At 64.1% G+C, this 21,847-nt stretch carries 17 protein-coding genes and 1 tRNA gene; 13 read left to right on the top strand and 5 right to left on the bottom strand.

Annotation, left to right across the window (positions count from 1 at the left end; translation table 11 throughout):
* The first annotated feature begins 134 nt into the window (after positions 1-134).
* Positions 135-1,028, top strand: a complete 894-nt coding sequence (locus tag P9273_RS12340) for an AraC family transcriptional regulator N-terminal domain-containing protein (RefSeq protein WP_442920217.1) — start codon at positions 135-137, stop codon at positions 1,026-1,028.
* A gap of 153 nt (positions 1,029-1,181) precedes the next feature.
* Here P9273_RS12340 and P9273_RS12335 read toward each other — a convergent pair whose 3' ends face one another.
* From P9273_RS12335 to P9273_RS12320, 4 genes are all read right to left on the bottom strand, one after another.
* A complete protein-coding gene (locus tag P9273_RS12335) occupies positions 1,182-1,358 on the bottom strand; it encodes a hypothetical protein (protein ID WP_198540251.1) in 177 nt (58 codons plus the stop codon).
* 127 nt (positions 1,359-1,485) lie between these two features.
* Positions 1,486-1,557 (bottom strand) — tRNA-Gln (locus P9273_RS12330).
* A gap of 91 nt (positions 1,558-1,648) precedes the next feature.
* Positions 1,649-3,505 carry a DUF882 domain-containing protein gene (locus P9273_RS12325; protein ID WP_278049157.1) on the bottom strand — a complete coding sequence of 619 codons (1,857 nt, stop codon included), beginning with the start codon at positions 3,503-3,505 and terminating at the stop codon, positions 1,649-1,651.
* Between the two features lie 378 nt (positions 3,506-3,883).
* A complete protein-coding gene (locus P9273_RS12320; RefSeq protein WP_278049155.1) occupies positions 3,884-5,425 on the bottom strand; it encodes a sigma-54-dependent transcriptional regulator in 1,542 nt (513 codons plus the stop codon).
* Between the two features lie 144 nt (positions 5,426-5,569).
* Between P9273_RS12320 and P9273_RS12315 the strand changes: the two genes are divergently transcribed.
* The 11 genes from P9273_RS12315 to P9273_RS12265 all read left to right on the top strand — a co-directional run bounded on the left by P9273_RS12315 (position 5,570) and on the right by P9273_RS12265 (position 18,671).
* Positions 5,570-7,408, top strand: a complete 1,839-nt coding sequence (locus P9273_RS12315) for a M3 family oligoendopeptidase (protein WP_278049154.1) — start codon at positions 5,570-5,572, stop codon at positions 7,406-7,408.
* 355 nt (positions 7,409-7,763) lie between these two features.
* Positions 7,764-8,462: a proton-conducting membrane transporter gene (locus P9273_RS12310; RefSeq protein WP_278049153.1), complete on the top strand. Its 699-nt coding sequence runs from the start codon at positions 7,764-7,766 to the stop codon at positions 8,460-8,462.
* A 155-nt stretch (positions 8,463-8,617) separates the two neighbouring features.
* Positions 8,618-9,763 (top strand): aminodeoxychorismate synthase component I, encoded by a 1,146-nt coding sequence (locus tag P9273_RS12305; protein WP_278049152.1) that lies wholly within the window; start codon positions 8,618-8,620, stop codon positions 9,761-9,763.
* Positions 9,712-10,374, top strand: a complete 663-nt coding sequence (locus tag P9273_RS12300; RefSeq protein ID WP_278049151.1) for an aminotransferase class IV family protein — start codon at positions 9,712-9,714, stop codon at positions 10,372-10,374. Before P9273_RS12305 ends, P9273_RS12300 begins: the two co-directional genes overlap by 52 nt.
* 35 nt (positions 10,375-10,409) lie before the next feature.
* Positions 10,410-11,339 carry a heme-dependent oxidative N-demethylase family protein gene (locus P9273_RS12295; RefSeq protein ID WP_278049150.1) on the top strand — a complete coding sequence of 310 codons (930 nt, stop codon included), beginning with the start codon at positions 10,410-10,412 and terminating at the stop codon, positions 11,337-11,339.
* A 130-nt stretch (positions 11,340-11,469) separates the two neighbouring features.
* Positions 11,470-12,915, top strand: a complete 1,446-nt coding sequence (locus P9273_RS12290; protein WP_278049149.1) for a homospermidine synthase — start codon at positions 11,470-11,472, stop codon at positions 12,913-12,915.
* Between the two features lie 84 nt (positions 12,916-12,999).
* Positions 13,000-13,374, top strand: coding sequence for a hypothetical protein (locus P9273_RS12285; protein ID WP_040997196.1), 375 nt, complete (start codon positions 13,000-13,002; stop codon positions 13,372-13,374).
* 189 nt (positions 13,375-13,563) lie between these two features.
* Positions 13,564-15,687 carry a 5'-nucleotidase C-terminal domain-containing protein gene (locus P9273_RS12280; protein ID WP_278049148.1) on the top strand — a complete coding sequence of 708 codons (2,124 nt, stop codon included), beginning with the start codon at positions 13,564-13,566 and terminating at the stop codon, positions 15,685-15,687.
* Positions 15,688-15,830: 143 nt separating this feature from the next.
* Positions 15,831-16,895, top strand: a complete 1,065-nt coding sequence (hemH, locus tag P9273_RS12275) for a ferrochelatase (RefSeq protein WP_278049147.1) — start codon at positions 15,831-15,833, stop codon at positions 16,893-16,895.
* Between the two features lie 238 nt (positions 16,896-17,133).
* Positions 17,134-18,084 carry an SPFH domain-containing protein gene (locus tag P9273_RS12270; RefSeq protein ID WP_278049146.1) on the top strand — a complete coding sequence of 317 codons (951 nt, stop codon included), beginning with the start codon at positions 17,134-17,136 and terminating at the stop codon, positions 18,082-18,084.
* A 122-nt stretch (positions 18,085-18,206) separates the two neighbouring features.
* Positions 18,207-18,671, top strand: a complete 465-nt coding sequence (locus P9273_RS12265; protein ID WP_278049145.1) for an NfeD family protein — start codon at positions 18,207-18,209, stop codon at positions 18,669-18,671.
* 145 nt (positions 18,672-18,816) lie between these two features.
* Here P9273_RS12265 and P9273_RS12260 read toward each other — a convergent pair whose 3' ends face one another.
* Entirely contained in the window at positions 18,817-19,818 is a 1,002-nt protein-coding gene (locus tag P9273_RS12260; RefSeq protein ID WP_040997206.1) for a KpsF/GutQ family sugar-phosphate isomerase, read from the bottom strand.
* Positions 19,819-19,978: 160 nt separating this feature from the next.
* Between P9273_RS12260 and P9273_RS12255 the strand changes: the two genes are divergently transcribed.
* Positions 19,979-21,778 (top strand): outer membrane beta-barrel protein, encoded by a 1,800-nt coding sequence (locus tag P9273_RS12255; protein ID WP_278049144.1) that lies wholly within the window; start codon positions 19,979-19,981, stop codon positions 21,776-21,778.
* Positions 21,779-21,847 lie beyond the last annotated feature (69 nt).

Here is a 21,847-nt window from a genome sequence, read left to right as displayed (position 1 = left end):
ATCCTCTCAGGTGCGTCTTCGCGTCACCCAGGTGCGCGTCTGCGCGTCACCAGGCCCCGCGCCTCCGCGTCACCCGCCCCACGTAACCGCCTCGCTTGGTTGCTTGGCGGCAATGGATCGGCGATGCTGAAATGATGAACGAAGCGCTTGAGGAATTGATCGCGATTGCCGCCCGGCATGCGCGCGGGCGGCGCACGAACACGGCTATCCCGCGTGTTACGATCGGCCGTAGCGAAGTTCCGACGCCGCCGTTGCCCGAGCTTTGCCAGCCGACCACGCTGTTCGTTCTGCAGGGAACCAAAACGGTGCTGATCGGCGACCGCACGCTTGCCTACAGCGCCGGCAGCTATTTCGTCTACGCGGTTGAAACGCCCGCCACCAGCCAGCTGATCGAGGCGAGCGCCGCGCAGCCTTACATGGCCATCGCCTTCTCGATCGATACCGAGTTGATCGCCGGCCTGCTCATCGACCACAAGCCGGCGATCGACTGCGATCGCTTCATGACCGATCAAGTCGATGACTTGCTGCTGGATGCGTGGTGCCGGATGCTGCGGCTCCTCGACAGGCCGGCAGAGATTCCTGTTCTCGCGCCGATGCTCGAACGGGAGATCGCGTTCAGACTGTTGCAAGGCCCGCAGGGTGAGAAGCTGCGTCAGCTCGCGCGCGCCGACGGGCGCCTTTCACAGATCCGCCGTGCCACGGCCTGGATCCGCGCGCATTACAACGAGCCGATCGATGTGACGCAACTGGCGGAGCTGTCACATATGAGCAATGCGGCCTTTCATCGTCATTTCAAGGCGGCGACGGCGATGAGCCCGATCCAGTATCAGAAGCAGCTCCGCCTGCTGGAAGCGCGCCATCTGCTGATCGCGCAGTCCGGCAACGCCGCGCAGGTTGCCTTCACCGTCGGCTATGAAAGCGCTTCCCAGTTCAGCCGCGAATATGCGCGCCAGTTCGGATTGCCTCCGGCGCGTGACGCCGCGCGGCTTCTGGCCAAAGGCGAAGCGGCCACGCTGGACATTGACTGAGCACTAAAGCGCGTCGCGATCTTTCGGATTCGCTCCCTGCGCTTTAGGTTTTTATTCTACGCATGTCTTTGTCCCGAAACCGGTTCCCACTTTCGGGAGACATGCTTTAAAAAACCGGCCGGCTTGCGCCGGCCGGGGTAGTCTTGAACGCAACTATCTGCAGACCCTGACCTTCTCGACCACCTTGTGATGGTGGCGCCAATGCGTCACCAGCTTGGTCGCGCAATGATGCTTTCCGGTCTTGACGATGACGGTTTCGGCTTGCGAGGGAGCGACGACAGCCGATGCCGCAGCCAGCGCCAGAACTGACGCCAATACAATCTTCTTCATGAATATCCTCAGTTTGGAACGAACCCGTTTCAACCCATCATTGGGCGCGGCGTTCCAAGCTCACGGTAAGTTCAGCCAGGCGTGAAGATGCACGCATGGAACGCCGACTGAGGCATTGCCATGTCTGGTCCCGCTCATGGATTCGAACCGCGATCTCACGCCTTCAAACGGCACTGTCCTACCATTAGACGAAGCGGGAAAAGTGCGGACGAGCCAAAACACCGATGCGCCACAAAACAAAAACCGCGCTGGCGGGCCAGCGCGGCTTTGCGGCGGCCGGGCAGGCTCGCCTATTTCGTTTGGAAGCGCGCGACCGAGAGGAACTTCACGGCGTTGCCGGTGAAACGGCTTGCGTCCGGCACCTGGCCATCCGTCTGGAAGCCGGCCGTGTACACTTCGCTCGGCGGCGTGTGCACGATGTTGTAGGCATAGCGCGGCGCCGTCGTCGGATCGGAAACCGAGGCGATGTTGACGCCGCTGCCCAGCGCCCAGCGTGCGGCTTGCGGCGGTGCCGCCACCACCATGGCCTTGGGTCCTGGCTTCAGATCGTGGGCGGACGCCCTGTCTTCCTTGGCCGTCGTCTTGACACCGCCGCCGATCGCCTGCGCGGGATCGGCCCCGGCCGGCAGGGCTGCGATGGCTTTGCGCGGCGAGGCCGCATCGACGCCTGACGGATCGTTGAAGGCAGAGCGCGGCTCTGGCTCGGTCAGCGACGCGAGCTGGTATTCGGCACCGCCGCCATCGGCCTCGACGGTCGCATTGGCCTGTTCGAGAACAGCTTTGACCTCATCCTGCTTGCCGGGTTGCGGCCGTGCGGTCGGCAGCACGGAGAACGCATCGGTTGCGCTCTTGTCCTGCGAAGCCGTTTCGGCCAGCGCCAGAAGCACGTTCTTGTCCTTCGGCGCCAGTTCGGCCGGCGTCGAGCGGTCGGGGCGCCGAGTCGGCAGCGGGATGTTGTTGACCGCCACCTGCGCGGGATCGGTGCTCGCGGCCTCGGCGGCGCTGGCTGCGCCGAACGGAACCTTGTCCGGCACCGGCGCCTGTGCGGTCGAAACCGCCTGCCCGGTCGTCGCCGAGGCATCCGCCATGGCGAACGGCACGTTCTGCGGCGTCTGCTGGCCGACATCGACCTTCGGACGCGGCGCGAAGTCGGGCAGCGGGATTTCCTTGGGCGGCAGCGCGGCGATGATCGTTTCGGGCGTATTCTGCTGCGGCTGCGAATCGTCGGCGCTGTCATCCGCGATCTGCGGGATATTGGCGCGCTTGGCGTCCTTCGGCGAAACGATCGCGATACCCGGAAGATTGCTGGTGCGGGCCGTGGCGGCGCTCGCGACCTGAACCTGCTTTACAGCTTTTTGCTGAGGCGCCGGGGCGCTGTCATCGGCCTCGTCGTCGGCCTCGTCGGCACCGCCGCCGCGGAACCAGGCGAACAGGCCGCCGGACCGCTTGGTCGAGCCACCGGCGCTGGCCAGCTCGATATTGGGCGTGCCGGCGCCCTTACGAGCCTGATAAGCCGCCAGCGCCTGCTGATAGCCAGGCAGCGGCTTGCCGTCGCTCGGTACATGCAGCGTCTTGCCGTTGGGGAACAGGCTGACCAGTTCCTGGCGGCTGATGCCCGGCCAGTGGCGCACATTGCCGACATCCATATGCACGAAAGGCGAGCCGGAGGTCGGATAATAGCCGACGCCGCCGCCCTGCATCTTGAGCCCGATATTGCGCAGCTTCTTCAGCGGCACGCCGGGAATGTAGAAGTCCATCGCCTTGCCCAGCATGTGCTGGCTCTTCTCGGCGACGCCGCGGCTGCGCGAGCGCAGCATCGCGTTGGTCGACGGCGAACGATAGCCGCAGACGACCTGGATATAATCGGTCGCGCCGCTTTCGCGATAGGCTTCCCAGACAAGGTCGAGCAGCCGCGGATCCATCTTGGTCGGCTCGTTGCGGCGCCAGTCGCGCAGGATGATGTTGATCTTGCGCAGGCCTTCCGGATCGTAGCGCCCGTTGCGCTTGTAGACGATCTCGGCCTTCTCATGCGTGTGCAGGTGATAAAGCTTGAGCGACCGGATTTCCGCCCTGGCGCCCGACATTGCCGCGGACAGGAACCCGACGGCGAGAATCAGGAACGTCAGCCACCTTGGCCAGACGCTCATGTCAAAATGCCGCCCGTTTTTGTGTCGTTCGATTTTGTTCAAATCAAATGGCTTTCAGGCTGCCGTTTGTCCCCGGATTTGACCAAACGGATGCGTGGTTTTCACATCCGAATATCGATCCTAATGGTTAATCATCGTTTATTGAAGCCGAAATGCGGTAACACCGTGGCGATATCCCGTCAAAAATGATGCACAGCACTTCGTGGTAAACCGCTGGTTTAGATCAAGAATCCGGCCTCGGCCAGAACACGATCTGTTACTGTTAGCGTTAATGCGTGATCGTCGGCAACGCCAACCGCTGAAAACCCGGGATTTTCACGTCCAAAGCGACAATTTGACTCGGAGTTCAAGCGCGCAAGCTGGCTCGAGGCTTGTCTGTCACGAGGCAAGCCGGTCGACGCGACCAGCTTCGGGATCAATGCCATATTCCTTCAACTTGCGATAGAGCGTCGAGCGGCCGATGCCCAACCGGCGCGCAACTTCGCTCATCTGGCCGTTGTAGTGGTCGATCGCCAGCTTGATCATCTCGAGCTCGACATCGGCCAGCGCCCGCACATTGCCCCGCTCGTCGAGCGCACGAAGCGTTCCGAAGCGCGGCTGCGGCCTGGCCGGCGCTTCCCCGTCGAACAAGGCAGCCTCCATCGTGTCGGCAACATCGTCTTGGCGGATCTCCTCCGCAACGGTTTCGGCGACGGCGGATGCCGGCTCCGCTCGGAGATTGACCGTGCCTTCCACCTGCGCCCGGATCTGCGGGAACTCCTCCTCGGTCAGCACATCGCCCTCGGCAAGAACGGACGCGCGGAAGACCGCATTCTCCAGCTGGCGGATGTTGCCCGGCCAGTCATAGGCCTGCAGCATCGCGAGCGCCGACGCCGATATGCCGGCAAGGCGGCGGCGCGGATCGGCCGGGGCGACCTTTTCCATGAAATAGCGGACAAGATAGGGAATGTCGTCGCGGCGGTCGCGCAGCGGCGGCACAAAGATCGGATAAACGTTCAGCCTGTAGAACAGGTCCTCGCGGAACTTGCCGTCCTTGACCTGCTGCAGAAGGTTGCGGTGCGTGGCCGAGATCAGCCTTATATCGACCTTGACGGTCGAGCGGCCGCCGACCGGATCGACCTCGCCCTCCTGCACGGCGCGCAGCAGCTTGACCTGGACGTCGAGCGGCAGGTCGCCGATCTCGTCGAGGAACAGCGTGCCGGAATTCGCTTCGACGAATTTGCCGGTGTGTTTCTCCGTTGCGCCCGTGAAGGAGCCCTTCTCGTGGCCGAACAGGATCGATTCGACGAGATTGTCCGGGATGGCGCCGCAATTGACGGTGACGAACGGCTTCGAGCGGCGGTCGCCGCTGCCCTGGATGGCGCGCGCCACCAGTTCCTTGCCGACGCCCGACTCGCCCTCGATCAGGATCGGGATGGTGGAGGCCGCCGCTTTCTGCCCGAGTCGGATCACCCGGTCCATCGCCGGGCTGCGCGTGATCATGTCCTTGAAGGTGAGATGGCCGCCGCCGCGTCGCCGCGACGCGCGCTTCATCTCGTCCTCGACGGCTTCCACCTTGAGCGCGTTGGAAATCGCGGTCTGCAGCCTGTCGGGCGACGCCGGCTTGACGACGAAATCGAAGGCGCCGTGCCGCATCGCCGAGACGACCGTCTCGATGCCGCCCTGGGCCGTCTGCACGATGACGGGAATGTTGATGGCGCGCTCGCGCATCGCCTTCAGCACGCCGATGCCGTCGAGGCCGGGCATGACGAGGTCGAGAATGACGACGGAGACGTCGCGTGCGTTCGGCCCGTCGAGCACGTCGAGGCCGGCCTCGCCGCCATCCGTGACGATCGGGGTGTGGCCGAACTTGGTCAACGCGGCTTCGACCAGCCTGCGCTGCACCGGATCGTCATCGACTATGAGTATGGAACCTGTCATGACTGTTTGAGTTGTCCGCCCGAGAAAATCCCCATGGATCATCTTGGCACAGGGTTCTAAATAAGGTTTCAAAAAACCCGGTGAACGAATTCCTTAGGATTTGACCGGCTTCTCCTTTCCCTTTGATTCTGGAAGGTATTGTTGATGCGCATGGTATTTGGTCGGCGGCTTGCGGCGCCAACGTCCGGCCAGGGCGCTACGGGGCTTGGCGACCTGCCGGAGTGGAATCTCGCCGATCTCTATTCCGGCATGGAAGCGCCCGAGTTGAAGCGCGACATCGCCAAGGCGGCCAGCGACGCCGTCGCCTTCGAGACCCGCTGGAAAGGTACGCTGGCCTCGGAAGCCGGGCGTGGCGGCGCTGGCCGGCTGGGCGAGGCGCTGAAAGCCTATGAGGCGCTCGAGGAGCTGATCGGCCGCATCGTCTCCTATGCGGGGCTCGTCTATGCCGGCAACACCGCCGATCCGCAGCGCGCCAAGCTCTATGGCGACGCCCAGGAAAAGATGACGGATGCGAGCGCGCATCTCCTGTTCTTCGCGCTCGAGCTCAACCTGATCGACGACGCGGTGATCGAAAACGCTTTGGCCGCCGACAAGTCCTTCGGCCACTACCGGCCCTGGGTGCTCGACCTCAGGAAGGACAAGCCCTACCAGCTCGAGGATCGCATCGAGCAATTGTTCCACGAAAAATCGGTCACCGGTCGCGGCGCCTGGAACCGCCTGTTCGACGAGACGATGACCGACCTGCGCTTCGATGTCGACGGCGAGGAGCTGACGCTGGAGCCGGCGCTCAACCGGTTGCAGGATGCGAATGGCGAGGTCCGCCGCCGCGCCTCCGAGGCGCTCGCCGCGACCTTTCGCAAGAACCTGCGTACCTTCACCCTCATCACCAACACTTTAGCCAAGGACAAGGAAATCTCGGACCGCTGGCGCGGCTTCCAGGACATTGCCGACTCGCGCCACCTCGCCAACCGCGTCGAGCGCGAAGTGGTCGATGCGCTGGCCGCGGCCGTGCGCGAGGCCTATCCGCGGCTGTCGCATCGCTATTACGCCATGAAGGCGCGCTGGCTCGGCATGGAGGTGATGAACCACTGGGACCGCAACGCGCCGCTGCCGGAGACGCCGCAGGCGGTGATCAGCTGGGACGACGCCAGGGACACCGTGCTCTCCGCCTACCAGCGTTTCTCGCCGGACATGGCCGAAATCGCACGGGGCTTTTTCGATCGCAGATGGATCGACGCGCCGGTCAGGCCGGGCAAATCGCCCGGCGCCTTCGCTCATCCGACGGTGCCGTCGGTGCATCCTTACGTGCTGCTCAACTACATGGGCAAGCCGCGCGACGTGATGACGTTGGCGCATGAGCTCGGCCATGGCGTGCACCAGGTGCTGGCCGCCGGCCAGGGCGCGCTGATGGCCTCCACGCCGCTGACGCTGGCCGAGACCGCCTCCGTCTTCGGCGAGATGCTGACCTTCCGCTCGCTGCTCGAGCAGACCGGCGACAAACGCGAGCGCAAGGCGATGCTTGCCCAGAAGGTCGAGGACATGATCAACACCGTCGTGCGCCAGATCGCCTTCTACGAGTTCGAGCGCAAGGTGCATGCGGAGCGCAAGAACGGCGAACTGACTTCGGACAGGCTCGGCGAATTCTGGCTGGAGGTGCAGGCCGAAAGCCTGGGACCGGCAATCAAGCTGCGCGAGGGCTATGAGGTCTTCTGGACCTACATCCCGCATTTCATCCACTCGCCTTTCTACGTCTATGCCTATGCTTTCGGCGATTGCCTGGTGAATTCGCTCTACGCGGTTTACCAGAACGCCGAGCGCGGCTTTCAGGAGAAGTATTTCGAGATGCTGCGCGCCGGCGGCACGAAGCATCACTCCGAGCTTCTGGCGCCCTTCGGCCTCGACGCCACCGATCCCGCTTTCTGGCAGATCGGCCTCGGCGTGATCGGTTCGCTGATCGACGAGTTGGAGGCGCTCGACAATTGACGACAGCAACAGCGCGCACATCGGCCGCAGTAATTTAGGCTAGACGCATATTAGCGAGAATCTATTCTTGCTCTAAATAGCTGTTCTTGAATAACTCTCCCGCGCATTTTCAACTGGCTTTCGACAAGCCATATGATAGCGTCCGGCCTCAAGCTCAGCCGGACGCATAGCGCAGGCCAGAGATGGCCGGTCGCGGCGCTACGGCGAATGCGATGATGGCCGTCGGCTAGGGACAAGGCCGAACGCCGATGGCTCGATTGAAGCCGGCGGTTCCGCCAACCACGGAACCTTTGACGATCCTTGGCGTGCGCTCGCCTTTCCGGGCCTCGGCCGACAGATCGGACTGGAGAGGGAAATGAGCACTTTCTTCTACATGCTCCTGGCGTTCGTTGTGGGTGTCCTGGTCGGCTGGTTCATCTGGGGCCGCCTGCGCGGCGAGCTCGACAGTCTGCGTGGCGATCTCGACCGCACGCGAAGCGAGCGCGACAGGCTGCGCGCCGACTGCGATCGGCTGAAGGGTGAGCTTGACGCCTGCGGCCGTGCCCGCGCCGATCTCGAAAGCCGGCTGCGCGACGCGCCTTCCGCCAAGGACGGAGCCGACAAGGCCGCCACGCCGGCGCCGGCGGCGATGATGTCGACGCCGACGACTGCGACATCGGCCAAGGCCGCAAAGCCGGCCTCTGCCAGGAAGCCTGCCGCGACGAAGACCGCGGTGGCGCCGAAGCCGGCTGCCAAAACCGCTGCGCCCAAGAAAGCGGCGGGCCCCGCGGCAAAGAAAGCTGCCGCGCCGACGACGGGCAAGGCGGACAATCTGCGCCGCCTCATCGGCGTCGGGCCGGTCAATGAGAGGCTGCTCAAGGGCCTGGGCGTCACCACCTATGCCCAGATCGCGGCATGGACCGATGCCGATGTCAAACGCGTCGAGGAGGTGCTCAATTTCGACGGCCGCATCGCGCGCGAAAAATGGATCGAGCAGGCGAAATTGCTGGCCGCCGGCAACGAGGCCGAATTCGCCCGCCAGTTCCCCTCGGCCGGAACCGCAAGCAACAGCTGAATACCAGCTTATTGGCAGGCAGACGGCGTCCCAACGGGCGCCGTCTTTTGTTTTGGGCCACAACCAGCTTTGCGCCGCCCGACGCCGTTCCCTCGATTGCGCCACGCCGAACCCCCATATAGAGCGGTCGACTGAATTGTCCGCATCCAAGGCTTATGTCTCTGCCCGCAGCCATTTTCCGCAACGACGCGACCGCTCGTCAGCTGGTCTTCGACCGGCCGCGCGAGATCATCGTCGCGCACGACGCGGAAGAGTTCACGCCCGCGCTTGAAAAGGCGCAGGCCGCCTCCGACTCCGGCAAATGGCTGGCGGGCTATTTCTCTTACGAAGCCGGTTACCTGCTCGAACCGAAACTGGTGCCGCTTCTGCCCACAGACCGCCGCGCGCCGTTGGTCCGTCTCGGCATCTTCGATGCGCCCGTCGAGCAGGCCGTGCCGAAAAATGCGGTGCGCGCCAGCAACGGCCCGATCTTCGATGCCAGGGCAACCTGGTCCGCCGAGGACTATGCCCGCCGCTTCGCGCGCCTCCACAACCACATCCGCAAGGGCGACTGCTACCAGGGTAACCTCACCTTCCCGGTCCGTGCGCAATGGTCCGGCGATCCGCTCGCTGCCTTCGACGCGCTGACGGAACGCCAACCGGTCAAATATGGCGCGCTGGTCTCGCTCGGCGATCCGATCGTCCTGTCGCGGTCGCCCGAATTGTTCTTCGAGATCGATGCCGACGGCATGATCGAGACGCATCCGATGAAGGGCACCGCGCCGCGCGGCGCGACCAAGGCGGAAGATGCGCGGCTGAAGGCCTTCCTGCGCAACGACGAGAAGAACCAGGCCGAGAACCGGATGATCGTCGACCTTCTGCGCAACGACATCTCGCTGATCAGCGAAGTCGGCACGCTGGACGTGCCGGAGCTGTTCCGCATCGAGAGTTATCCGACGGTGCACCAGATGGTGAGCCGGGTGCGGGCACGGCTTTTGCCCGGCATCGGCATCCGCCAGATCTTCGCCGCGCTCTTTCCCTGCGGCTCGATCACCGGTGCGCCGAAGATCCGTGCCATGGAAATCCTGCACGAGCTGGAAGACACGCCGAGAGACGTCTATTGCGGCGCCATCGGCTGGATCGCGCCTGGAGGCAGGATGCGTTTTTCGGTAGCGATCCGCACCATCTCGCTCTTTGCCGACGGCGAGGCCGTCTACAATGTCGGCGGCGGCGTCGTCTTCGATTCCACCGCCGAAGAGGAGTACCGGGAGTGTCTGTTGAAAGCGCGCTTCGCGACGGGAACAGTGCCGGCTTCGAGCTGATCGAGACCATGCGCTGGGAGCCGGGCTCGGGCTTCCTGCGCTTCGAGCGCCACCTTGCGAGGCTTTATGCGTCCGCCGCTGAACTCGGCTTCGCCTGCGACCCTGAACGCACCGGCGATGTGCTTTCGAACACCGTCGGCGGACATAAAGTTGCCTTGCGCGTGCGCCTTGCCTTGCAGCGCAATGGCGAAGCGACGGCCGCCGCTCAACCCTATGAACCGCTGCCCGCCGACAAGATCTGGCGGCTGCAGCTGGCGCGGATCCGTGTCGATTCCGCCAATACACTGCTGCGCCACAAGACAAGCCTGCGCCAAGTCTATACGCAGGCGCGCAGCGAATATCTCTCGACCCGCGCCGACGAAGTGCTTTTGGCCAACGAGCGCGGCGAGCTCTGCGAGGGCACGATCACCAATCTCTTCGCCGATTTCGGCGACCGCACGCTCGCCACGCCCCGCCTCGACTGTGGCCTTTTGCCTGGAATACTGCGCGGCGAGCTTCTGGACGAAGGCCGCGCCGTGGAAGCGGTCTACAGCTTTGACGACCTGAAGGCGGCGAAGGCGATCTTCGTCGGCAACTCGCTGCGCGGGCTGATCCGTGCGACGCTCGGCTGACTGGAGCCGACGACGATTTTCTGTTTGAAGAACGCATGACTATTCGCCAGCCGACCCACACGCCCTATGATGGGTCCTCGAAACTCTTCACCATCGGACTCAAGCCCCTCGAATTCGAGCGCTGGATCGAGGTCGACGAATTCCTGCTGCCGCATCTGGCCGAAAAGCAGCGGCTCTACGCGGAAGTCCCGGAAAAGGTCTTTGTCGAGGAAGAAGGCACATGCGACGCTCAGCGCGAAGTGCTGGACCTGCTCGTCGCGCATCTCGAAGCCGCGCATCCCGGCACGCACCGCCGCGACGGGGGCGAGCCGGTCGGTTTCGAGGGGACGATCGACAGGCTGCCCCCCGCCCTGCGCGAGGCGCCGCTGGCAAGGGCGTCGCTGCTTGTCCAGGAAGATATGATCCTGATGCGTCGCGACGAGCGCGGCTGGCGGCTTGCCGCCGGTTCGCTCTGCTTCCCTTCGTCCTGGTCGTTGCGGGAAAAATTCGGCAAGCCGCTGCAGGAGATCCACGAACCGGTGCCTGGATTCGGACCCGGCACGCGGCCGGCCGAGCTCATCAACCGCATGTTCGACGGCCTGCAGGGCCAGGCGGTCGAGCGCTTCAACTGGTCGATCCAGGCGGGCGATGCGCTCTATCATCCGCTCTCCAATGTCGAGCGCATCGACCGCGCCGCGAACCGCCCGAGCCGCTTCCCCGGCGGCGACGTCAAAGCCCATGCCTTCATCCGCGTCGAACGCCAGACGTTGCGCAAGTTGCCAGTGTCGCGCGACATCCTCTTCACCATCCGCATCCATCTCGATCCGCTGGCCGTGCTCGCCCGCCACCCCGACAGGGCGATGCTTGCCGCGTCATTCGCGGAGCAGCTCAACGCGCTCGATCAGGCCCAGCTCGACTACAAGGGCCTGACCGCCGACCGTGACCGGCTGATCGCCTATCTCAGCGGCATGTCCAAAGCGGCTTAACCACGCCGCCACGCGAGTTAGCCGGCAATTGGTGATTTCGCTGGTTTGTGACAATGATCTGTGATTGTAGCGCTTGACCCGGCGCGAAAAGCGCCCGGTTTTGCATATGTTCGAAGGAGTGCGCGAAAAAATGGCGAATGAAAACTGGCCCGTTTACGGTGAAATCACCGGTCCTGTCGTGATGATCGGCTTCGGCTCGATCGGGCGGGGAACGTTGCCGCTGATCGAGCGCCATTTCAAGTTCGACAAGTCGCGCATGGTGGTCATCGACCCACGCGACACCGATCGCAAGCTGCTCGACGAGCGCGGCATCACCTTCATGCAGGACGCGGTAACCGAGAAGAATTACAAGAAGCTGCTCACGCCGCTCCTGACCAATGGCGGCGGCCAGGGTTTTTGCGTCAACCTGTCGGTCGACACCGGCTCGGTGGACCTGATGAAATTGTGCCGCAAGCTCGGCGTGCTCTACATCGACACCGTCGTCGAGCCGTGGCTCGGCTTCTATTTCAACGCCGAGGCCGACAATGCCAGCCGCACCAACTACGCGCTGCGCGAGGCGATGATCAAGGAAAAGCAGGACAAGCCGGGCGGCCCGACGGCGGTCTCCACCTGCGGCGCCAATCCCGGCATGGTCTCGTGGTTCGTCAAGAAGGCGCTGGTCAACCTCGCCACCGATCTCGGTCTGGAGTTTTCGGAGCCCGCGCAGGACGATCGCGAAGCCTGGGCCAGGCTGATGAAGAAGGCCGGCGTCAAGGGTATCCATATCGCCGAGCGCGATACCCAGCGCACCAAGAAGCCGAAGCCGATGGACGTGTTCTGGAACACCTGGTCGGTCGAAGGCTTCATCTCGGAAGGGCTGCAGCCGGCCGAGCTCGGCTGGGGCACGCATGAAAACTGGATGCCGAAGAATGGCAAGAAGCACAAGCACGGCTCCAAGGCGGCGATTTATCTGGAGCAGCCCGGCGCCAACACGCGCGTGCGCAGCTGGTGCCCGACGCCGGGCGCGCAATACGGCCTCCTGGTGACGCATAACGAGTCGATCTCGATCGCTGACTTCTTCACCCTGCGCTCGAAGAAGGGCAAGGTCCAATACCGCCCGACCTGCCACTACGCCTATCATCCCAGCAACGACGCCATGCTGTCGCTGGACGAGATGTTCGGCGCTGCCGGCAAGCCGCAGCCGGTCCACCATGTGCTCGACGAGAACGAGCTGGTCGACGGCGTCGACGAGCTCGGCGTGCTGCTCTACGGCCACGACAAGAATGCCTACTGGTACGGCTCGCAGCTGTCACTGGCCGAGGCGCGCAAGCTCGCCCCCTACCAGAACGCCACCGGCCTGCAGGTGACCTCCGCGGTGCTCGCCGGCATGGTCTGGGCGCTGGAGAACCCGACCGCCGGCATCGTGGAGGCCGACGAGATGGACTACCGGCGCTGCCTCGAAGTGCAGTTGCCTTATCTCGGGCCGGTCAGGGGGTACTACACCGACTGGACGCCGCTGGATAACCGGCCGGGCCTCTTCCCCGAGGACCTGGACAAGGACGACCCGTGGCAGTTCCGCAACATCCTGGTCCGATAGCAACGGGGCACACTGCCCTCACCGCCTTGCAATCGCCCGGAAATCGGGCGATTGAAAGGTGCGGACTGAGGAGAGGATTTCATCATGACCATCGCGCGCAAACTGCTTGCGGCGGGCGCCGCGGCAAGCCTTCTGGCTGCGGCCGCCTGCACCACCACCGGACCATCGGAACCACTGCCCGCCGCCGCACCCAAGGGTGTCGAGGGGAACTGGATCGATGCCAAGGGCACAGGCCTGTCGACCTTCACGGCCGGCAAGTTCACCACCGTCGCCACCGACACCGGGCAGAAATTGTCGGAAGGCAGCTACACCATGACCGGAGCGACCTCGGTCGAGATCCACGGCACCTCGCTGATCCGCCAGACGCCGGTCAGCTTCAACTGTCTTATGGTCTCCACCAGCCAGCTCAACTGCACCAGCGCCAGCGGCCAGAACTTCGTCTTGACGCGCAGGGCCTGAGGCTGGCGAATGTTTCGCTGAAAGGGACGGCGGCGCGAGCCGCCGTCTTTTTTGTGCCGGCAAACGTCTCCCTGATTTGTGCTTGCATCGGTCGGAACCCGATGTGAACATGAACCGAGGCTGGCTGTTATTTTCCGGTCAAGCGACGGCGTTAGACACCCTGAGGGTCAGCTCATCCGGGAGACGAAGATGAAGAAGATTGCCGCGATCTTAACCCTGTCCGCCTCGGCGCTCGGCCTGTCGCCGGGCGTGTCTTTTGCCGACTACACGCTGAACATCCTGCATTTCAACGATTGGCACAGCCGAATCGAAGGCAACAACAAATACGAGTCGACTTGTTCGGCCGACGAAGAGACCAAGGGCGAATGCATCGGCGGCGCCGGACGGCTGATCACCGCGATCGCTGAGGAGCGCAAGAAGCTCGAAGGCCAGAACGTGCTGCTGCTCAATGCCGGCGACAGCTTCCAGGGGTCGCTCTTCTACACAACCTACAAGGGCGCGGTGGAAGAGGAATTCCTCAATCAGATCAAGCCCGACGCGGTGACGCTCGGCAACCACGAATTCGACGATGGCGAGGCCGCCCTGGTGCCTTACCTCGATAAGGCGAAGTTCCCGATCGTCAGCGCCAATGTCGTGCCCAACGACAAGTCCGGCGCCAAGGACAAGATCAAGCCTTCGATCGTCGTCGAGGTCGGCGGCCAGAAGATCGGCATTGTCGGCGCCGTCACCAACGACACGCCGGAACTCGCCTCGCCTGGTCCGAACATCGCCATCACGGATGACGTCAAGGCGATCACCGCCGAAGTCGAGAAGCTCAAGGCGCAAGGCGTCAACAAGATCATCGCGGTCACTCATATCGGCTACCGGCGCGAGCGCGACGTGATCGCCAAGATCCCGGGTGTCGACGTGGTGGTCGGCGGCCACAGCCACACGCTCCTGTCGAACACCGACCCGAAGGCCGAGGGACCGTACCCGACGATGGTCGACAACCCCGACGGCTACAAGGTGCCGGTGGTGCAGGCGGCCTCCTATTCGAAATATCTCGGTGAGTTCAAAGTCGTGTTCGACGACAACGGCGTCGTCAAGGAAGCCAGCGGCGCCCCGATCTATCTCGACAAGTCGATCACGCCCGATCCCGTCGTGCTTGCCCGCATCAAGGAGCTCGGCGCGCCGATCGAGGCGCTGAAGAACAAGGAGGTGGCCGAGACCACCAAGGCGATCGACGGCAGCCGCGAGAACTGCCGCGCGCGCGAATGCGAGATGGGCAATCTCGTCTCCGACGCCATCCTCGACCGCACCAAGGGCCAGGGCGTCGAGATCGCCATCTCGAACGGCGGCGGCCTGCGCGCCTCCATCGACCAGGGCACGGTGACCATGGGCGAGGTTCTGACCGTGCTGCCCTTCCAGAACACACTTGCCACCTTCAAGATCTCGGGCAAGGACCTGGTTGCGGGGCTCGAAAGCGGCCTCAGCCAGGTCGAGGACGGCGCCGGCCGTTTCCCGCAGGTCGCCGGGCTGAAATATTCCTTCGACAAGTCGGTCGCGCCCAATGCCGGCCGCGTCAAATCGGTCGAAGTGATGGAGAACGGCGCCTGGGCGCCGATCAATCCGGACAAGCAATACCTCGTCGCCACCAACAATTACGTCCGCCAGGGTGGCGACGGCTACAAGGTCTTCGCCGAGAAGGCGACGGACGCCTATGACTACGGCCCCGGCCTGGAGCAGGTGGTGGCCGACTATCTCGGCGCGCATCGGCCCTACACGCCCAAGCTCGACGGCCGCATCACCGAGATTGCGGCGACGACCGCGGCGGCCGAGCCGGCCAAGCCTGCGGAACCGGCAAAGCCCGCCGAAACCGCTCCCGCCGCCACTCAGGCGCCCGCGGCCGAGGCAGCAAAACCGGCCGAGGCTGCGCCGGCAAACAGCGAACCGGCAATGCCGGCTCTGCCTTCCGGTTCCAGCGACATTGCCGGCACGCCGCCGTCCGTTTCGGCTGAGACCGCCCCCGCCGCGCCCGCCGAGACCGCGAAACCGGCTGAGACGGCGCCCGCGGCGCCGGCCACTGAACCGGCAAAGCCTGCCGAGGCTGCACCGGCAACCCCTGCTCCCGCCGCCGAGCCGGCCAAGCCAGCTGAAACCAAGCCGGCGGAAACCAGCCACACCGTCGCCGCCGGCGATACCTATTGGGACCTGGCCAAGAAAGCCTATGGCGACGCCACCAAATGGAAGCTCATCTCCGAGGCCAACAAGGACTACAAGCCGCGACGCCTGCCGCTCGGCGCGAGGCTGACCATTCCGCCGGCCGCGAAGTAATCGGTCATCCGGATTCATGGCACCTGCCCGGACAACCGGGCGGGTGTTCCTTTTTCAGATCGTAACGCGGTAAGGTGCGGCCAGACGCGGCATTGAAACCCGGCAGGGCATCGCTAGTTTCGCGGCGCTACCGGAGACTGTTCATGACGCTTGCCAGCTCAACCGATGCCAAAGCCGCCAAGGCCGTCGGTCCGCTGTCCGCCGACGCCGCGCCTGTCAGGCCGGGCAGGATCGGCATAATGCTGGTCAATCTCGGCACGCCCGACGGCACCGACTTCAAGCCGATGTGGCGATATCTCAGGGAATTCCTTTCCGACCCGCGCGTCATCGAGCTCAACAAGGCGATCTGGTACCCGATCCTCTACGGACTGGTGCTGACCACCCGGCCGAAGAAGTCCGGCGCCAACTACGCCAGGATCTGGAACCGGGAGATGAACGAGTCGCCGCTGCGCACGTTCACCCGTGCTCAGGGTGAGAAGCTGGCCGCCGCGCTCGCCGACCTGCCCGACGTGATCGTCGATTGGGCGATGCGCTACGGTAATCCCTCGACGGCAAGCGTCGCCCAAAGACTGGTCGACCAGGGTTGCGAGCGCATTCTCACCTTCCCGCTCTACCCGCAATATTCGGCGACGACGACGGCGACGGCCAACGACCAGCTGTTCCGTGCACTGATGAAGATCAGGCACGCGCCGGCGATCCGCAGCGTGCCGCCCTATTACGACGAGCCGGTCTATATCGAGGCGCTTGCCCGTTCGATCGAGAAGCACGTTGCGACGCTCGATTTCGTGCCGGAAGTGGTGATCACCTCCTACCACGGCATCCCCAAGCCCTATTCCGACAAGGGTGATCCGTACCGGTCCCATTGCCTGGAGACGACGCGGCTGCTGCGGGCGAGGCTCGGCTGGGACGAAAACAAGCTCATCACCACCTTCCAGTCACGTTTCGGCGCGCAGGAATGGCTGCAGCCCTATACCGACGTCACGGTCGAGAAACTGGCCAAGGACGGCGTCAAATCCATCGCCATCGTCAATCCGGGCTTTTCCGTCGACTGCATCGAAACGCTGGACGAGATCGGCCGCGAAGCAGCCGAAACCTTCCATCACGCCGGCGGCACGAACTTCGCCCATATCCCCTGTCTCAACGACAGTCCCGAGGGCATGGCCGTGGTCGAAGCGCTGGTGCGGCGCGAGCTTTCCGGCTGGGTGTGACCGGCTTCAGCGGCTAATGCATGTCGCCCAGAAGTGTGCAGCGGTTCTGGGATAACGACATGCATCACGACAAGACCCAAAGCGCGTCGACTGAATCCGTTTCAGCGCGACGCGCTTTGGCCCGAAACCGGTGCGCAAAAGCCTTCACTAACCAATATTCCCGATCACCTGATTGTAACGTTGCGGAAACACACTTAAGTGATTCCGTGAGGTCGCCGCCTTTTGAGGGAGAAACGAAATGGGCTTCAGCGGTTTCGATATTGCCATCATTGTTCTTGTCTTTTTGGTCATCATCCTGCTTTTCAAGGGCATCAGGACGGTTCCGCAAGGTTACAATTATACGGTTGAGCGCTTCGGCCGTTACACCAAGACGCTGACCCCCGGCCTCAACATCATCAATCCCATCTTCGAGCGCGTCGGCGCCAAGATGAACATGATGGAGCAGGTGCTCGACGTCCCGACGCAGGAGATCATCACCCGCGACAATGCCATTGTGGGGGTCGACGGCGTCGCCTTCTACCAGGTGCTGAACGCCGCGCAGGCCGCTTACCAGGTGGCCGGGCTGCAGAACGCCATCCTCAACCTCACCATGACCAATATCCGTACCGTCATGGGCTCGATGGACCTCGACGAATTGCTCTCCAACCGAGACGCGATCAATGAGCGGCTGCTGCGCGTCGTCGACGAGGCGGCGCATCCGTGGGGCATCAAGATCACCCGCGTCGAGATCAAGGACATCAACCCGCCGGCCAATCTGGTGGAATCGATGGGCCGCCAGATGATGGCGGAGCGCGACAAGCGCGCCCAGATCCTTGCCGCCGAAGGCCTCAAGCAATCGCAGATCCTCGAAGCCGAGGGCCGCAGGGAAGCAGCCTTTCGCGACGCCGAGGCGCGCGAGCGCTCGGCCGAGGCGGAAGCCAAGGCGACCCAGGTCGTGTCGGAAGCCATCGCAAAGGGCGACGTGCAGGCGATCAATTACTTCGTCGCCCAGAAATACACCGAGGCCCTGGCCAGGATCGGCTCGTCGAGCAACAACAAGATCGTGCTGATGCCGTTCGAAGCCTCCTCGCTGATCGGCTCGCTCGGCGGCATCGGCGAGATCGCCCGCGAGGTCTTCAAGGGAGATGGGCCGTCCAGCCCGCAGCGGCAGGGTTCGCGCCCGCCGGTCGTGCGGCAGACCGACAGCTGAGGTGACAGCCGCAATTCCAGGAAAAGTGTGACACGGTTTCCGTCCGGAATTGCGGCAAACAGAGAAATAGGACGGTTCCTCGTTTCCGTGAAACGGGAACTGCTCCGGGTGGGAGAACATCGATGATCGACCGCATCGTTTCGGAACTCGGCCCGTGGAACTGGATGGTCCTCGGCATCGTGCTCCTGGTGATGGAAGTCGTGGCTCCAGGCGTGTTCATGCTGTGGATCGGCATCGCCGCGCTGATCGTCGGCGCGGTATCGCTGGCGATCTGGGACGCGGCTTTCTGGACCTGGCAGGTCCAGGTCCTTGCCTTCCTCATGCTGGCCGTCGTCTCGGCCTATGTCGGCCGGCAGATCGCCGTCGGCCGGCAAGGCAGCGTCGACCAGCCGCTGCTCAACCGCCGCGGCGCACAGATGGTCGGCCGCACGGCGACACTGGCCGAGCCGATCAAGAACGGCCGCGGCCGCATCCGGCTCGGCGACACGCTGTGGCGCGTCTCCGGTCCCGACCTGCCGGTCGGCGCACAGGTGCGCGTGACCGGGGCGGCGGATACCGATTTGGAGCTGATCGTCGAGGCGATTTGACTGCAAACGCTGTGTAACGAGCGGATATTAAGGTCAGGCCGAGTCGAAAACGGTGGGTTCCGAGAACCGGAGCGGAGCGTACTTTCGTACGTGAGCACCGGAAGCGCAGGAAGCCGCCGTTTGCAGGCCGGCCTCACCTTAATATCTAGGCAGCGCCGATGCGCAGCAGGTCGTGCAAATGCACCAGTCCGACCGGGCGTCTGCCCTCCACGACCATCAGGCTGGTGATGGCGGAGGCGTTGATCGTCTGCAGCGCCGTCGCCACCAGCGTGTCGGGGCTTGCAGTCTTCGGCTTCTTCGTCATCACCTGATCGACGCTCATCGAAAGCAGGTCGCTGGCGATGTGCCGGCGGATATCGCCGTCGGTGATGATGCCGGCCAGCGCGCCGTCGGCGGCGGTGATCGCCACGCAGCCGAAGCCCTTGCGCGACAATTCCAGGATCGCCTCGCGCATGCCGGTGCCCAACGGCACCAGCGGCAGCCTTTCGCCCACATGCATGATCTCGCGCAGCTGAGTCAGGTTCGCGCCGAGCTGTCCGCCCGGATGGAAGGTGCGGAAATGATCTGGCGTGAAGCCACGCGCCTCGAGCAGCGCGATCGCCAGTGCATCGCCCATGACGAGTTGCAGCAGGGCGGAGGTTGTGGGCGCCAGCCCATGCGGACAGGCCTCCGGCACGGCGGGCAGGAGCAGGACGACGTCGGCGGCTCGCGCCAGCGCCGAGCTCTCGCCCGAGGTGATGGCGATCAACGGGATGGAAAAACGCCTGGAATAGGCGACGATGCCCATCAGTTCCTTGCTCTCGCCCGACCAGGACATGGCGATAATGGCGTCATCGCGGGCGATCATGCCGAGATCGCCGTGATTGGCCTCGGACGGATGGACGAAAAAGGCCGGCGTGCCGGTGGAGGCAAGCGTGGCGGCGATCTTGGAGCCGATATGGCCGCTCTTGCCGACACCCGTGACGATGACGCGGCCATCGATGCGCGAGATCAGGTCGATCGCGGCGGCGAAGGGCTCGGCCAGCCCGTTTCCGAGCGCGGCGGCAAGGGCCGCCACACCGGCCTGCTCCGTCGCCACCGTTCTCAGCGCCGACTCGATCGCAGCCTGCCTATCCGGCTGCTTTCTTTCTGGGGACCCCGCATGCATGGGCGAAGCGATTAGCGCTTTGCCGCGCCCCTGTCCAACAGAATTGCCTTAAGCCTCCGATCGGAGAGGCTCCGGGGCCGCTCTCTCAACCCTCCGTTAACCATCCGCATTTACGGTTCGGTAAGTATGGCGCAACCGCGCCGCGCAAGCAGTGGTGACGATGTCCGGGGGCCAGCCTGAAACGAAAATCGGTCGGAAGGGCATTGCCGTTGCAGCACTGCTGCTGACGGCAAGCGCGCTTGCCCTGCTGCGTCCGGCGCCTGCATATTCGCAGGAAACCGAGCTGCGTGGCGAGGTCTCCGAATCGGCCATACTTGCCGACCAGCAGCGCAAGGCCAGGCAGTTGCGGGCGCAAGGGTCGTTGGATCAGACCCCGCCGGCCGCGGCCGCCCAGGACACGGCACCGACGGCCTACCAGCCGGCAAGCCCCGGCGCCGTTCCCGATGACGATCAGGCGGCGGGCGCGACGGACAGCATCTTCGACCCGCCGCAGGCGGCGGACGATACACTGACCGATACGGCGGTGCCGGCGAAGCCGCGCCGGCCCTCGACGGCGAATCGGCGCGCTCAGGACACCAAGGCCGACACCAAGTCGAATACCAAGGCCGCCGACAAGAAGAAGGCCAAGAAAAAGGCCGGCGAGGCCACCGACAGCATGGCCACTGCCGCGACCGCCTCCACAGGCGACAAGGCTGATGCGGCAGCGGCCGACGATGATGGCAGCAACCGCCGCGCCGTCACCATCGACAGTGTCGACAAGCAGAAGCTCGACCCGGGCCAGGAGCGCACCGGATCGATCGATGGGCAGAAGATCAAGCCGGAGGAAGATCCCTTCGCCGCGCCTGGCATCAGGATCGGCACCTTTGTCTTCCGGCCGACGCTGGAACAGGGCTTCACCGCGACGTCCAACGCCGATTCCAGCAGCACGGGCAAATCGGCGGTTCTGTCCGAGACGGCGCTGCGTTTCACGGCGACCTCCGACTGGCGCGAGAATTCGGCTCTGATCACCGGCTACGGCCAGTTCCGCAACACCGTCTCGGGCGAAAAGATCAACGATGCGCAGGGCCGCATCGAGGGCCAGCTCAATGTCGATCTCGACAACGAGCTGCGTGCCATCGCCAAGCTCGGCTATGAGGCAGCACCGGAATCGGCTTCCTCGCCGGACGCGATCGCCGGCGTCGACCAACAGCCGCTGCGCCAGACCCTGGACGGCAGCCTCGGTCTCGAAAAGAGCGTCGGCAAGATGCGTTACGCGCTGACCGGCGCGGTCTCGCATGACTTCTATGGCGACGCGGAACTCACCGACGGCACCACCATATCGCAGAAAGATCGCAACAACACGCTCTACACCGCGACTTTGCGCACCGGCTATGAAATCTCGCCGGCGCTCACGCCCTTCACGGAAGTCGAACTCGGCCGCAGGGTCTATGATCAGCGTCTCGATACTGACGGCTTTGAGCGCTCTTCGAAGCGGCTCGGGGCGCGCGCCGGCGTCGAGCTCGACATGGGCGAGAAGCTTTCGGGCGAATTCTCCGTTGGCTGGTTGCGCGAGGCGCTCGACGACAGCCGCCTTCCGGCAATCGCGGGGCCCTCCATCAATGCCGATCTGAAATGGTCGCCCGAACGCGGTACCACGATCGGGCTCACCGGACAGACCAACGTCGAGACGACCACGACGGCCGGCGAGAGCGGCGATATCCTCTACTCCGGCCGTCTGACCGGCGAGCGCCAGATCCGTGCCAACCTGACGGCGAACTCGGCGCTTGGCCTCGATTGGCGCGACTACACCGGCTCCGACGGCCACGATCTGATCCTGAGCGCCGAGGCCGGGCTGACCTGGTGGCTGAACCGTTATGCCGGCCTCACCACCCGGGTGCGGACCGAGAAGCTGACCAGCAACCTGCCTGGACGCGACTATACGGCCAACAGCGTCTATCTCGGCCTGAAAGTCCAGCGCTGACGCCTCGTCATTCTCGGACGTGACGGCAGCGAAACGGACGCGCAGACCCGATGGTGACGAAAACGCTGT

It is taken from the genome of Mesorhizobium sp. WSM4935 (genome assembly GCF_029625735.1).
Classification (GTDB): domain Bacteria; phylum Pseudomonadota; class Alphaproteobacteria; order Rhizobiales; family Rhizobiaceae; genus Mesorhizobium.
The sequence above is the reverse complement of the archived record's forward strand: the minus strand, read 5'-3'. Positions and strand labels throughout refer to the sequence as shown.